Origin of the sequence: Reyranella sp. (assembly GCF_017305915.1) — a bacterium.
In the GTDB taxonomy this organism is placed as follows: domain Bacteria; phylum Pseudomonadota; class Alphaproteobacteria; order Reyranellales; family Reyranellaceae; genus Reyranella.
Genome location: NZ_JAFKJN010000015.1, coordinates 167,941 through 178,502 on the forward strand (window position 1 = coordinate 167,941; position 10,562 = coordinate 178,502).

Consider the following 10,562-nt stretch of genomic DNA (forward strand, 5'->3'; position numbering starts at 1 on the left):
ATCTACCGAACGGCCGGCGCAGCGGGTCATGGTCGCTGCGGGCGCGTCTGCGCCTTCTCGTGCTCGTCACGATCGCCCCCTTGCTGGCGCTGGGACTCGCCGTCCAATACGTCGAATACGAGAACGACCGCGCGGTCGCCAACGAGCGCACCGTCGAGTTGGCACGCGGCGTGGCGCTGCAGGTGAGCCGCGAGATCGAGGGCGACATCCGCGCCCTGCAGGTGCTGGCCAAGACGGGCCGGCTGCGCCGCGGCGCCATCGAGGCGTTCCGCGAGCTCGCCGAATCGGCGCTCACCGACCGGCTGGAAGGCGCCAACATCATGGTGATCGACGAGCGCGGCCAGCAGCTCCTCAACACCGCGCTGCCGCCCGGCACGGTGCTGCCGCAGACCCAATCGCCCGAGAACACGCGCCAGGTCTTCGCGACCGGCCAGCTCCGCGTGTCGGACGTCTACTTCGGCAGCATCGTCAAGCGGCCGGCGGTGGCGATCGAGGTGCCGGTCAAGGACGCGACCGGCCGCGTGATGTACACGCTGACGCTCGATCCCCGGCCCGACACCTTCGCCGACATCATCCGCCGCCAGGGCGCGCGCAAGGGCGTGGTGATCGCGCTGATCGACCGCGTGGGCACGGTAATCGCGCGCTGGCCCGATTCCAACAAGTATGCCGGCCAGAAGGTCGTGCCCGAGCTGCTGGCGCGCCTCAAGGACGCGCCGGAGACGACCTTCGAGACGCGCACCTTCGAGGGCACGTCGGTGATGACCGCGGTGAGCCGCGTCGACGCCGCCGGCTGGACGGTGGCGATCGGCACGCCGCACGCGGAGTATCTCGGGCCGTTGTGGAGCTCGGTCGCGGTGATCGTCGGCGCCACCCTGCTGCTGCTGCTGATCGGCTTCGCGCTCGCACGGCTGGTGGCGCACCAGATCACCAAGCCGATCGAGGCGCTCGTCACCTACGCCGACAACGCGGCGACCAGCCCGCCGCCCGAGGCCACCGGCCTGCGCGAGACCGACGGGCTCGCCGCCGCGATCCGCCGCTACGCCGAGGGACGCACCGCGGCCGAGCACGAGCTCACCCAGCTCAACGCCACGCTCGAGCAGCGCGTCGGCGCGGCGGTCGCCGAGCGCAACGACGCGCAGGCGCGCCTGGTCGAGGCGCAGAAGATGGAGGCGGTCGGCCAGCTCACCGCGGGCATCGCGCACGACTTCAACAACCTGCTGACCGCGATCATCGGCAGCCTCGACCTGATGCGCAAGGACTTCGCCGGCAACGCGCGCCTCGCAACCCTGTCGGAGATCGCCGACCAGGCGGCGCAGCGCGGCGCCATGCTGGTGTCGCAGCTGCTCGCCTTCGGCCGCCGCCAGACGCTGCAGCCGCAGAGCGTGCGGGTCGAGCACGCGCTCGCCGACGTGCGCCTGCTGATCGGCCCGGCGGCCGGCGGCGAGGTGGTGCTGACGACCGAGATCGCGCCCGGCCTGTGGGCTTGCTTCGTCGATCGCGCGCAGCTCGATTCGGCGATCCTCAACCTGGTTTTCAACGCCCACGACGCGATGCCGCGCGGCGGCGCGCTCACCATCGTCGCCGAGAACCGGGCGATCGACGCCGGCCGCGCCAGGACGCTCGACGTCGCCGCCGGCGACTACGTGCGGATCGCCGTCTCCGACACCGGCGCGGGCATGTCGCCGGAGACCGTGCAGCGCGCCTTCGAGCCGTTCTTCACCACCAAGGGCGTCGGCCGCGGCAGCGGCCTCGGCTTGAGCCAGGTGTGGGGCTTCGCCAAGCAGTCGGGCGGCACCGCCACGATCGACAGCCGGCCGGGCGAGGGCACCACGGTGGCGCTGCTGCTGCCGCGCGCCTCGGCCGAGCCCGCGCCGCCGGCGGTCGACGAGACCGCCCCGCATCCGGTGTCGCCCAAGCGCATCCTCGTGGTCGAGGACAGCAAGGAGGTGAGGGCGCTCGCCCAGTCGCTGCTCGAGGATCTCGGCCACGAGGCGATCGTGGCGCCGCATGCCGAGGGCGCGCTCGCCATCCTGAGCGGCGAGCAGTCGATCGACCTGCTGTTCTGCGACGTCGCGCTCAGCGGCCCGATCGACGGCCGCAAGCTCGCCGAGCTCGCGCGCCAGATGCGGCCGGGCCTGAAGGTGCTGATGACGACCGGCTATCCCGACCTGTTGCGCGGGCCCTCCGGCAGCCCGCCGATCATCGCCAAGCCTTATCACCAGACCGATCTCGCCGCGAAGCTGATGGCGCTGTTCGACGCCTGACCCGCCGGCACGCGGTGCCCTCACGGCCGTGTGAGTGGATAACTTTGCATTGGGGATTGCGCGTGCGTCAGACGATGCATGTTGCGGGAAAGTTGTATCGTCAATATCGTCGACCCGACTTTGCACTTTGCAGGCGCGCGGCTTCTCGACGATAGAATAGGCCATGCGGTCATTTCCGTTCCGGCATCAGGCCCGCCTCCTCAAGGTCGACGTCGTCGCGATCGACGAGGGCTGGGAGCTGTGGGTCGCCGAGGACGAGCAGCGGCTGGCCTATGGCGGCCGCGTCTCCGTCGACCAGGCGATTGCCGGCTGGCGGGTGGGCGAGGACCGCGTGCTCGAGCTGGCCGAGGAAGTGAAGAGCAACGTGCTGACCGGCAAGCTGGCGGTGAGCCGGCCGACGGTCGCCGCGTCCGGCCCGGCGGAGGCATCCCCGACGCCATGACCGGCCGGCTGCAGCGCGGTCAGGTCGTCGGCGTGATGGTGGTGCTGGCCGCGTTCTTCCTGGGCCAGTACCTGCTCGGCGACCGCCCGATGGCGCTGCTGTCCAACCAGGCCGACCAGGCCCCGGGGCGCTGATCGTTTCCCCTGCCGCGGCCGAAGCGCGGCGGCGATGTCGGTCAGCAACCGAACAAAGTTCCGGCGCGTTCCTTGATTGGTTCCCGTGTCTGTCGCGTCGGTATCATGTTGAACGATCAGGAGATTTCAGGGTTCGGTCGCGGCGCGCCTCCGGCGCGGCTGGAGCACCTCCAGCAGCAGGAACGGGTGTGGTTCGCCTGGGTCTGCCGCCTGCACGACGTCCATTCCGGCTCCGACAGCCCGCATTCCGCCGCCGTCCTGGCGATCGCCCGGCGGCGCTGGGCGGAGGCCCGCCGGGCGCTGCAGCGCGAGGCCCAGCAGCGGTTCGCCGAGCGGCCCGGCCGATCCCCTGCCCCCTGATCCCGGGCCCCCTGATCGCGGCCGCTACTTCATGAAGCTCGCGACGTTGCTCAGGACGCCGTTCACCTTGGTGCCGATGGTGCCCATGGCGACGATGGCGGCGATCGAGATCAGGCCGGCGATCAGCGTGTATTCGATGGCGGTCGCGCCGGCCTCATTGCGGGTCAACCGGCGGAAAGCGGACAGCATGTCCAGCCCCCTCTGAAAGTGGCGTGTTTGCAAGCGGGACGAAGACGGCGAATTTCCTTAGCGCTGAAACTCGGCGGCCGTCTCCCGCCGAGTTGTTTCAGTTGTGTGCCTATGACAATTCAGGTCGGCTGAAGGCGCGGGGCGCGCCCCGCCCGTCATCGCTTGATCACGGCGTGATTGCATACAGATGACGACTTTCCCCTTACACTCGCCGGGGATGGAAGGAGAAGCGGAACCCCCGCCGGCCCACGTCTTCATCGTCGAGGACGACCAGCTGCTCGCCATGGCGCTGTCGGCCCAGGTCGAGACGATGGGCTACCGCGTTGCCGGCACCGCCGGCTCGGCGGAGGAGGCGGTGCGCGGCGTGCTGCTGGCGCGGCCTCAGGTGGTGATCATGGACATGCAGTTGACCGGCTGGGACACCGGCCTCGATGCCGCGCGCTCGATCCGCCGGAACTTCGAGGTGCCGATCATCTTCTACACCGCGCACGGCAACGACCGCGCGCTGAAGCGCGAGGTCGCCACCATGGGCAGGGCCCAGCTGCTGCAGAAGCCGGCGCAGGAGCAGGCACTGATGGCGGCGCTCGCGGGCGTGCTGAGCTGGACGCGGTAGCCTGCGCCGCGCGCGCCGCACGCTAAAGCGTCCATGGCCCGCGATAGAACGACGGTCGCCGCAGGAGCCGATCGCCCGTGCGGTGCGGGCCCGGCGACGCCGTCGCTGCCTGCGCGACGGCGGAAGCCTGTGCGCGGACAGGAGTGCCTTCGGGCACGAAGGCGATGGCGATCAGGGTGACCGCCGCGACGATGGATGCGAGAGTGATGGCGGTAATGGCCGCCTCGATGTTGGTGAACATCCCATCCCCCAATCCGCGGCGCTCACGATAGTCACCGGTGCCGCTCGGCTCAATCCGGATGCGCCGATGCGTATGGAAACGGCGCCACACGAGTTGTTGAGTACGCAGTCACCCGTCATGTCGACCGTTGCGCAAGCCCGCTTCCTGCTGCGCGGCTTCCCGTTCGAGCCGTTGCGCCTTCTCGATCATGATCAGCCGGTAGATCGGCGAAAGCGTCTCGGCGAAGCGGCGGGCCCGGGCCGCCAGTTCGCGCAGCGCCGGCACATCGAAGTAGGGGACGTCCGCTGCGGGCACCGCCGGCGACGCGGCCGACGGGGGACTCTCCGCGATCGCTGCGGCCGTACACCGGTCGAGATCGCCGGCGAGCTCGGCGTCCCGCTCCTCCTCGAACTGCAAGCGCAGTATCGGCTCGAGCCTCGGCAGAACGATGTCGGCCGCGCTGCGGGCGAAACGTGTTCGCTCCGTGGTCTCCTGCGGATTCATGGTCTTCCCCTGCTCTGAACAGCCCATCGAGTTATACACGCCGTGCTTGCACGGGACGGTTTCGTGGGTTGCGGATGCGCGTGGCCAAGCTGTGACCGGCCATCGGGACGGGCTCTGCAATTACCCGGAAAGAGGCAAGTCCCATCGCGCTCGACGGCCCTCGCCGTCGATGATCACGCTTCGCCGCGCGACAGCTGCGAGTCGCTTTCACTTTTCTCCGGCCGTTTCCCGATCAAGAATGGCCCTCTGCCCTGTATGGGCGAACGAACGACGGCATCTGCCGGGTGTGGAGCATGGGTTCGGGAACTTTCACTGTCGGCCAGTTGGCTCGAGCCGCTGGCCTGGACATCGACGACGTTCAGTCGCTCAGAGCGCGGGGCGTGTTGCAGCCGCCTCGCCGGCAACGTGGCCGCACCGACGACGTCGCCTATCACCATGAGCATCTCGATCGGCTGAAGTTCATCAAGCACGCGCTCGCCTGCGGGTTCACCCTCGAGGACATTGCCGAGCTGGTCAATCCGGGTGCTCTCGTGACCTGCGGCGATGTCCGCGCGCTCACGCAGCGCCGCCTGGAGCAGGTGCGCGAGGCCGGCGGCACCGATGCGGTCGTCGTGGCCAGGCTGGAGAAGCTGCGCGAAGCGTGTGCCGGCGCCGGATCGCGGAGGGAGTGCTCGATCCTCGAGGCGTTGTCCGCCGAAGAGCGTTGAGACGCCGACCGAGATGCGCCGTGGACCTTGTCGTCAGGAACGAGCCCGCGGAGGTTCGGTCCCGCCGAGGCCTTCGATCAGGTCGTCGAAGTTCGGCCCGCCGGCCCGATAGCAGGCGCCGCCGTCGACCGGCGTCACGAGCTCGGCCAGCACAAGCGTCTCCACAGCAAGCTTGACAGTTGCCAAGTCGAGAGCCAGCCGACCGGCGATTTCGTCGATCGCCAACCGGCCGGCGCCCTTCAGGATCGCCAGGATCAGCAGTCGATCGTCCGCAAGCTCACTCCCGAACCAGGCCAGCAGTGCGGCCTCGTCCATCCCCATGCCGAGAGGATTCCAAGCGACGGTCGGGCGCGCAACCCGGCGGTCGGCGTCGAAACCGCGCAGTGCGTCGCCGGCGGCGGAAACCGCGGCGCCGGCTGAGGCGTTAACAGCCGTGACAGCACCACAGCGAAGTGTGGGTCGCCAGTCTGACAGGAAGCCCACCGAACGTTCTCCCCCGGTCGGTGGGCTTCTTCTTGGAGCGCGTCCCGCTCGCTCATGACTCTTACGCGCGCAGGATGCGCGCGATCCGGAAGAGCTTGACCCCTCCGTCAGAGGAAGGTGGCGGCGCTGTGCGCAACGGCGAGTTCCTCGGCCTTCAAGGCGCCGGAGGACGCCTTCGCGCTCATCGGCGACGCGGTGGGTTCCGCCGGCGACGGCACCCAGCCCGAAGCCAAGAGCGATTTCCGGGCAGATAGAACCGCTCGCGGTTCCATCTGCCCGGAAATGCGCGCACGGGGGTCGTTGTTGCAGCAGGCATATTCCGTTCGGCTGATTCCAGCCGAACGGAATATGCTCTAGCCAAATTGGGCGAAAAGAACGGCCGCGGCGATCGATCCGATGAAGACGGTCCAGAATGCGAAGAGGTCGAGGCGGCTCAGCCACTTCGCCCGGCGGCGTTCGCGGCTGCGGCGGGCCATCGCCTAGAGCGCCGGCCGGGATGCGACGAGCATCGCCATGATCGCCCAGTCTAGCCAGCGTACATTACGCCGACCTGTCGCTGACGGCGATCTGTCGCCGCTGACGCCGACCTGTCGCCGCTGACGCCGACCTGTCGCCGCTGACGCCGACCTGTCGCCGCTGACGGCGACCTGCGGGCGGCAGTCCCGGCTCGATTTCCGGCGGTCAGCGCAGCGGGATGTTGATGTTCAGCGAGGGCGGTCCCGGCGGGTAGTAGGGGTACATCGGCACCTCGCGGTACTCGCGGTAGATCACCGGCCGCTCGACGAAGACGGGGCGCGAGCGCTCGACGTAGATGTAACGGTCGTGATGGTGATGGCGCCAGTGGCCGCGCTTCCAGCCGCGGCCCTCGTCGTCGTCGTCGTGCGCCAGGGCGGCCGACGCGGTCATCAGCACCGCGCCGGCAACCAGGCCGGCCAGGATCGCGGCACGTTTCACCAGACGCATTGTCTTCTTGCCTCCGTACAGTTCGGTACGACAGCAAACGGCAGGAGGGCCCCGAGGTGCCAGTGACCAAACGGGGGCGCCGGGCGTTGGACAGCCATGCGTCACTCGTCGTTCGGGGCCCTGGTTCTCTTCATCCTGTTGGTCGTCGTGGCAGTGCTGCTGCTGACGCCGCACCAGCGGCGCAGCCCGTCGACCGTCGAAGTGCCGCTGTGGGGCACGCGCCCTTGAAGAGGTTGGCGGCTACTTCGGCGAACTACTTCGGCGAGGAGGCGAGGGTCGAGCGGCGGTAGGCGGCATCGTTGCCGTTCGACGCGACCGGATCGTGCAGTCCCTCGCCGCGCGCGACCAGCGAGAAGAACTGCCAGACCGCCACGGTGATCAGCACCAGCAGCGTCAGCACCACAGCGTAAAAGGACTGGTTCTTCACGGGCGACCTGCTCGACAGTGGGTTGGTTTCCGTACCGCCGAACGGGGTTGCGCGTCGCTGCCGAGATTGTTTCAGTTGTCGGGTCACAATCGTACGACCCAGTTACAATCGTATTGGCACAATCGTATCGGCATCATCGTATTCTCCCCCGGATGGCACTCGACTGGAGCATCGATCACGGCCGGAAGCTGGTCGTCGCTACCCTGCAACGGAGCACGACCGAGGAGGAGATGTACCGCTTCCTCGGCGAGGTCATCGCCGAGGGCGCCATGCCGTACGGCAAGATCTTCGACGCGCGCACCGCGACGCGCTGGATCACGCCGAGCCGCATCGGCCCGGTCGCCGCTACGGCGCGGCTGTACGACCGCATGGGGCTGGGCACGGTCGGGCCGCTCGCCATCGTCGTCGCCGACGATGCCGCCCGTGCGCGCGCCGAGGAGTTCGCGCGGCTGTCGGATGCCACGAGGGCGGTGCGGATCTTCGGCGCCCTCGAGCCGGCCGAGGCCTGGCTGGCGGGCGGCGAAAACGAAGGCCTGCCGAGCACCTGAGACGAATCGCCGAGGGACTGCAATGCTTTTCGGGGAAAGTTGTATCGTCGGTCTCGCCGTCACGAGTTTCGACTCGCCCAAGCCGCACCGCGGGGGCAATAGAGCGACCCCAATGCGGGCATTTCCCTTTCGATATCAAGGCCGCTTATTGCGCGTCGTCGTCGTTTCCGTGCAAGAAGCCTGGCAGCTCTGGGTCTGCGAGGAGGAGCGGCGCGTCGCCTATGGCGGCCGTGTCTCGGTCGACGACGCCTTCGCCGGCTGGCGTGTCGGCGACGACCGCGTGCTCGAGCTCGCCGAGGAAGTGAAGAGCAACGTGCTGACCGGCAAGCTCGTGCTCGACGCGATCGCGGTCGGCGGCGGCGACAGCGCCGCGCGCCCCGACGAGCCGCCGGCGCCAGCCAAGGACCGCGCCTTCGACGAAAGCTGAACGCGCCGGCGACATGCTGGCGACGCGCGCGGCCGTCTATCTCTCGTGGATGGATCCGCCGGGGCCTCGATCCCGCCGATGCTGGTGATCGACGGCCTGCCCCGCTGAGACGTATGCAGGGGGCCGATGTAGATTGCGGCGATGCCCGTCTACCTCGACATCGACCAGCTCGCGCGCGTCGTGATGATCGTCGCCCACGGCGAAGTCACCAACGACGACATCCGCAAGACGGTACAGGAGCTGCTCGCGGCCGACGTCCCCGCCTTCGCCAAGATCATCGACACCTCGGCCGCGGCCACGCGCGAGACCCTCGACCAGGTCGCCGAGATCGCCCGCCTCCTGCGCGAGGGCGCGGGCAACCAGCCGCGCGGGCCGGTCGCCTGCGTCGTCGATGCCCGGCGGCCCGGCTTCGCCGAGGCCTTAGCCGAGCAGTCGGCCGCCGACCGGCCGATCAGGCTCTTCACCTCGCTGCGCGAAGCCCGCCGCTGGATCGACGAGACGAAGCAAGACCGGCGCTGACTCATTCGGCAGAGGACAAGACTAATCGACGGTTGCGCCGGGCGGGCGGGTGCGGCGGCGCCAGCGCCGCAGCCGGCGCGGCCGCGGAAAGCGGAAGCGCTTGCGCAAGCGGCGCAGCAGGCCGCGCTGCGACAGCGGCTTGAACATCTCCTCCGGCCCCTCGGGATCGAGCAGCTCGTTGTCGGCCAGCCACGTCTCGACGTCGCTCAGCGGTTGCATCTCGAGCGGCCGCAGCGAGCGGCCGTCGCCGCGCAGCAATTCGATGGCGCCGATCAGCGAGCCCTCCTGCTCGGCCGTCTGGCGCACCGCCTCGGGCGTGACGCCGAGATGCTCGGCCAGCAGCGCATCGCGCAAGCCGGCGATCGTCGCCGCGGCCGGGGCGTTGCCCGGCTGCTGCGCGTCGATCGTGAGGTCGCATTCCGTGTCGAGCCGGAGCGAGCGGTTGTTCATGTTGGACGAGCCGGCATGCAGGATGCGGTCGTCGGCGATCAGCACCTTGGCGTGGACGTAGATCGGCTGGCCGCCCGCGGTCACCGGGTAGTAGAGGCGCAGCCGGTCGTTGCGGTCGGCGCGATGCACGAACTCGACGAGGCGGGCGCGCGCCGTGTCCATCGCGATCGGCTCGAGCCAGCCGTGCGCGGCCAGCGGATTGACCAGCACGATCTCCGGTCCGTCGGGCTCGTTCAGCCGCTCGGCCATCGCCTCGGCGATGCGGCGCGAGGCGAAGTACTGCGACTCGGCGTAGATCGTGCGCTGCGCCCGGTCGATCGCCGACAGGAACGCCTGCTCGACCTCGTAGACCGGCGGCTGGCCGTTGGCCGTCGAGTTGCCCGTGGCGCTGACGGGCCGGGTGCGGCTGATCGCGACCGAGACGTCGCGGAATTGCGCCGGCAGGCTCTCGGGCCAGCAGTCGGTCGTGCCGAACACCGGCTCGAGCGCGGGGCCGCCGGCCTCGTGCCAGCGGTCGCGCGCCAGCTCGGCCAGCGCCGCGGCGGCGGGGCCTTCGACCGCCATGATGGTGTCGTGCCAGGCGCCGTAGGGGCTGCCGGTCGGGCTGAGGCGGCGCGGATCGTCGTCGCGATGCGCCGGCGTGTCCCAGCGGTTGGAGGTCATGTCGATGCCGCCGCAGAAGGCGACGCTGTCGTCGATCGCCACGATCTTGTGGTGGTGCGAGGCGCCGGTCGGCGAGGCGGCGTCGAGCCGCCAGTGGACGCGCCGGTGCGCCATCCAGCGCATCACCGTCAGCATCGTCGGCCCGCGGAACAGGGTGCGCAGCGCGCCGATGTTCCAGCGCAGCAGGAAGACCTCGAGCGCGGGCTTCTGCTCGACCAGCCAGAGGATGAAGTCGCCGAGCGTCCGCGGCTCGCCGGGCAGGCGCCCGCCGAGCTCGATGCGGGCGTCGAAATCCCAGCCGACCAGCATGATGCGGCGCCTGGCCTTGAGCATCGCCTGGCGCGCCGCCGCGAAATAGTCGGCGGCGTCGACCACCAGGCTGGCGCGGGTGGCCCGCTCGCGCCGCCAGGCCCCGTCGATGATCATGGGGTCGATGATCATGGGGTCGGCGGTCACGGAATCGACCCGCTCGTGCAGATGTCCGGGCGGCATCGGCGGGCGCACTCTCCGGTTGCGGTCCGCCGCGACAACGGCAGGGACGGGGTGCGGGTTCCGCCGGGCCGACCTCCGGGGGCTGAGCCGCGTTCTGAACCGTTTGTGTAGGGGGCGATCGTTGTCATGCGCTGGGCCTGCTCGATCTTGGCCCATA

Annotated in this window: 19 protein-coding genes; 11 read left to right on the top strand and 8 right to left on the bottom strand. The window is 69.6% G+C overall.

The window, feature by feature from the left end:
* Positions 1-59: 59 nt before the first annotated feature.
* The 4 genes from J0J01_RS14305 (at position 60) to J0J01_RS14320 (ending at position 3,200) form a co-directional block, all read left to right on the top strand.
* A complete protein-coding gene (locus J0J01_RS14305; RefSeq protein ID WP_296381652.1) occupies positions 60-2,264 on the top strand; it encodes an ATP-binding protein in 2,205 nt (734 codons plus the stop codon).
* A gap of 163 nt (positions 2,265-2,427) precedes the next feature.
* Positions 2,428-2,706 (top strand): hypothetical protein, encoded by a 279-nt coding sequence (locus tag J0J01_RS14310; protein ID WP_296381654.1) that lies wholly within the window; start codon positions 2,428-2,430, stop codon positions 2,704-2,706.
* Positions 2,703-2,840 carry a hypothetical protein gene (locus J0J01_RS14315; protein ID WP_296381656.1) on the top strand — a complete coding sequence of 46 codons (138 nt, stop codon included), beginning with the start codon at positions 2,703-2,705 and terminating at the stop codon, positions 2,838-2,840. Before J0J01_RS14310 ends, J0J01_RS14315 begins: the two co-directional genes overlap by 4 nt.
* A gap of 105 nt (positions 2,841-2,945) precedes the next feature.
* Positions 2,946-3,200 carry a hypothetical protein gene (locus tag J0J01_RS14320; protein ID WP_296381657.1) on the top strand — a complete coding sequence of 85 codons (255 nt, stop codon included), beginning with the start codon at positions 2,946-2,948 and terminating at the stop codon, positions 3,198-3,200.
* Positions 3,201-3,224: 24 nt separating this feature from the next.
* Here the strand turns inward: J0J01_RS14320 and J0J01_RS14325 are convergent, their stop codons facing one another.
* Positions 3,225-3,389, bottom strand: coding sequence for a Flp family type IVb pilin (locus J0J01_RS14325; RefSeq protein ID WP_296381658.1), 165 nt, complete (start codon positions 3,387-3,389; stop codon positions 3,225-3,227).
* 217 nt (positions 3,390-3,606) lie between these two features.
* Here J0J01_RS14325 and J0J01_RS14330 point away from each other — a divergent pair, with 217 nt between their 5' ends.
* Positions 3,607-4,002 carry a response regulator gene (locus tag J0J01_RS14330; RefSeq protein WP_296381660.1) on the top strand — a complete coding sequence of 132 codons (396 nt, stop codon included), beginning with the start codon at positions 3,607-3,609 and terminating at the stop codon, positions 4,000-4,002.
* A 22-nt stretch (positions 4,003-4,024) separates the two neighbouring features.
* Here J0J01_RS14330 and J0J01_RS14335 read toward each other — a convergent pair whose 3' ends face one another.
* Together J0J01_RS14335 and J0J01_RS14340 are read right to left on the bottom strand one after the other, a co-directional pair.
* On the bottom strand, positions 4,025-4,243 hold the full coding sequence (locus J0J01_RS14335; RefSeq protein ID WP_296381662.1) for a hypothetical protein: 219 nt from the start codon (positions 4,241-4,243) through the stop codon (positions 4,025-4,027).
* A 108-nt stretch (positions 4,244-4,351) separates the two neighbouring features.
* Positions 4,352-4,726, bottom strand: coding sequence for a hypothetical protein (locus J0J01_RS14340; RefSeq protein WP_296381665.1), 375 nt, complete (start codon positions 4,724-4,726; stop codon positions 4,352-4,354).
* Between the two features lie 293 nt (positions 4,727-5,019).
* Between J0J01_RS14340 and J0J01_RS14345 the strand changes: the two genes are divergently transcribed.
* The gene (locus J0J01_RS14345; RefSeq protein WP_296381667.1) at positions 5,020-5,433 is read left to right on the top strand and encodes a MerR family transcriptional regulator; all 414 of its coding nucleotides are present in this window, start codon (positions 5,020-5,022) and stop codon (positions 5,431-5,433) included.
* Positions 5,434-5,466: 33 nt separating this feature from the next.
* Here the strand turns inward: J0J01_RS14345 and J0J01_RS14350 are convergent, their stop codons facing one another.
* Positions 5,467-5,916, bottom strand: a complete 450-nt coding sequence (locus tag J0J01_RS14350) for a hypothetical protein (protein ID WP_296381669.1) — start codon at positions 5,914-5,916, stop codon at positions 5,467-5,469.
* A 117-nt stretch (positions 5,917-6,033) separates the two neighbouring features.
* Here J0J01_RS14350 and J0J01_RS14355 point away from each other — a divergent pair, with 117 nt between their 5' ends.
* Positions 6,034-6,273 (top strand): hypothetical protein, encoded by a 240-nt coding sequence (locus J0J01_RS14355; protein WP_296381671.1) that lies wholly within the window; start codon positions 6,034-6,036, stop codon positions 6,271-6,273.
* Here J0J01_RS14355 and J0J01_RS14360 read toward each other — a convergent pair.
* Together J0J01_RS14360 and J0J01_RS14365 are read right to left on the bottom strand one after the other, a co-directional pair.
* Positions 6,270-6,392 (bottom strand): hypothetical protein, encoded by a 123-nt coding sequence (locus tag J0J01_RS14360; protein ID WP_296381673.1) that lies wholly within the window; start codon positions 6,390-6,392, stop codon positions 6,270-6,272. The two genes, J0J01_RS14355 and J0J01_RS14360, sit on opposite strands and share 4 nt — an antisense overlap.
* A gap of 205 nt (positions 6,393-6,597) precedes the next feature.
* Positions 6,598-6,870, bottom strand: a complete 273-nt coding sequence (locus J0J01_RS14365) for a hypothetical protein (protein ID WP_296381675.1) — start codon at positions 6,868-6,870, stop codon at positions 6,598-6,600.
* 105 nt (positions 6,871-6,975) lie between these two features.
* Here J0J01_RS14365 and J0J01_RS14370 point away from each other — a divergent pair, with 105 nt between their 5' ends.
* Positions 6,976-7,107, top strand: a complete 132-nt coding sequence (locus J0J01_RS14370; protein WP_296381676.1) for a hypothetical protein — start codon at positions 6,976-6,978, stop codon at positions 7,105-7,107.
* A gap of 25 nt (positions 7,108-7,132) precedes the next feature.
* Here J0J01_RS14370 and J0J01_RS14375 read toward each other — a convergent pair whose 3' ends face one another.
* Complete coding sequence (locus tag J0J01_RS14375) at positions 7,133-7,306, bottom strand: hypothetical protein (RefSeq protein WP_296381678.1); 174 nt, start codon at positions 7,304-7,306, stop codon at positions 7,133-7,135.
* A 152-nt stretch (positions 7,307-7,458) separates the two neighbouring features.
* Here J0J01_RS14375 and J0J01_RS14380 point away from each other — a divergent pair, with 152 nt between their 5' ends.
* From J0J01_RS14380 to J0J01_RS14390, 3 genes are all read left to right on the top strand, one after another.
* Entirely contained in the window at positions 7,459-7,854 is a 396-nt protein-coding gene (locus tag J0J01_RS14380; protein WP_296381680.1) for a hypothetical protein, read from the top strand.
* Between the two features lie 148 nt (positions 7,855-8,002).
* A complete protein-coding gene (locus tag J0J01_RS14385) occupies positions 8,003-8,281 on the top strand; it encodes a hypothetical protein (protein ID WP_296381681.1) in 279 nt (92 codons plus the stop codon).
* A gap of 141 nt (positions 8,282-8,422) precedes the next feature.
* Positions 8,423-8,800 carry a hypothetical protein gene (locus J0J01_RS14390; RefSeq protein ID WP_296381683.1) on the top strand — a complete coding sequence of 126 codons (378 nt, stop codon included), beginning with the start codon at positions 8,423-8,425 and terminating at the stop codon, positions 8,798-8,800.
* Between the two features lie 21 nt (positions 8,801-8,821).
* Here J0J01_RS14390 and J0J01_RS14395 read toward each other — a convergent pair whose 3' ends face one another.
* Positions 8,822-10,405 (bottom strand): phospholipase D-like domain-containing protein, encoded by a 1,584-nt coding sequence (locus J0J01_RS14395; protein WP_296381684.1) that lies wholly within the window; start codon positions 10,403-10,405, stop codon positions 8,822-8,824.
* Positions 10,406-10,562: the final 157 nt, after the last annotated feature.

Excerpts from the sequence above, each read along its gene's own strand:
- J0J01_RS14310 (WP_296381654.1), top strand. The coding sequence starts at position 2,428 with ATGCGGTCATTTCCGTTCCGGCATCAGGCCCGCCTCCTCAAGGTCGAC.
- J0J01_RS14315 (WP_296381656.1), top strand. The coding sequence starts at position 2,703 with ATGACCGGCCGGCTGCAGCGCGGTCAGGTCGTCGGCGTGATGGTGGTG.
- J0J01_RS14320 (WP_296381657.1), top strand. The coding sequence starts at position 2,946 with ATGTTGAACGATCAGGAGATTTCAGGGTTCGGTCGCGGCGCGCCTCCG.
- J0J01_RS14325 (WP_296381658.1), bottom strand. The coding sequence starts at position 3,389 with ATGCTGTCCGCTTTCCGCCGGTTGACCCGCAATGAGGCCGGCGCGACC.
- J0J01_RS14330 (WP_296381660.1), top strand. The coding sequence starts at position 3,607 with ATGGAAGGAGAAGCGGAACCCCCGCCGGCCCACGTCTTCATCGTCGAG.
- J0J01_RS14335 (WP_296381662.1), bottom strand. The coding sequence starts at position 4,243 with ATGTTCACCAACATCGAGGCGGCCATTACCGCCATCACTCTCGCATCC.
- J0J01_RS14340 (WP_296381665.1), bottom strand. The coding sequence starts at position 4,726 with ATGAATCCGCAGGAGACCACGGAGCGAACACGTTTCGCCCGCAGCGCG.
- J0J01_RS14345 (WP_296381667.1), top strand. The coding sequence starts at position 5,020 with ATGGGTTCGGGAACTTTCACTGTCGGCCAGTTGGCTCGAGCCGCTGGC.
- J0J01_RS14360 (WP_296381673.1), bottom strand. The coding sequence starts at position 6,392 with ATGGCCCGCCGCAGCCGCGAACGCCGCCGGGCGAAGTGGCTGAGCCGC.
- J0J01_RS14370 (WP_296381676.1), top strand. The coding sequence starts at position 6,976 with ATGCGTCACTCGTCGTTCGGGGCCCTGGTTCTCTTCATCCTGTTGGTC.
- J0J01_RS14380 (WP_296381680.1), top strand. The coding sequence starts at position 7,459 with ATGGCACTCGACTGGAGCATCGATCACGGCCGGAAGCTGGTCGTCGCT.
- J0J01_RS14390 (WP_296381683.1), top strand. The coding sequence starts at position 8,423 with ATGCCCGTCTACCTCGACATCGACCAGCTCGCGCGCGTCGTGATGATC.
- J0J01_RS14395 (WP_296381684.1), bottom strand. The coding sequence starts at position 10,405 with ATGCCGCCCGGACATCTGCACGAGCGGGTCGATTCCGTGACCGCCGAC.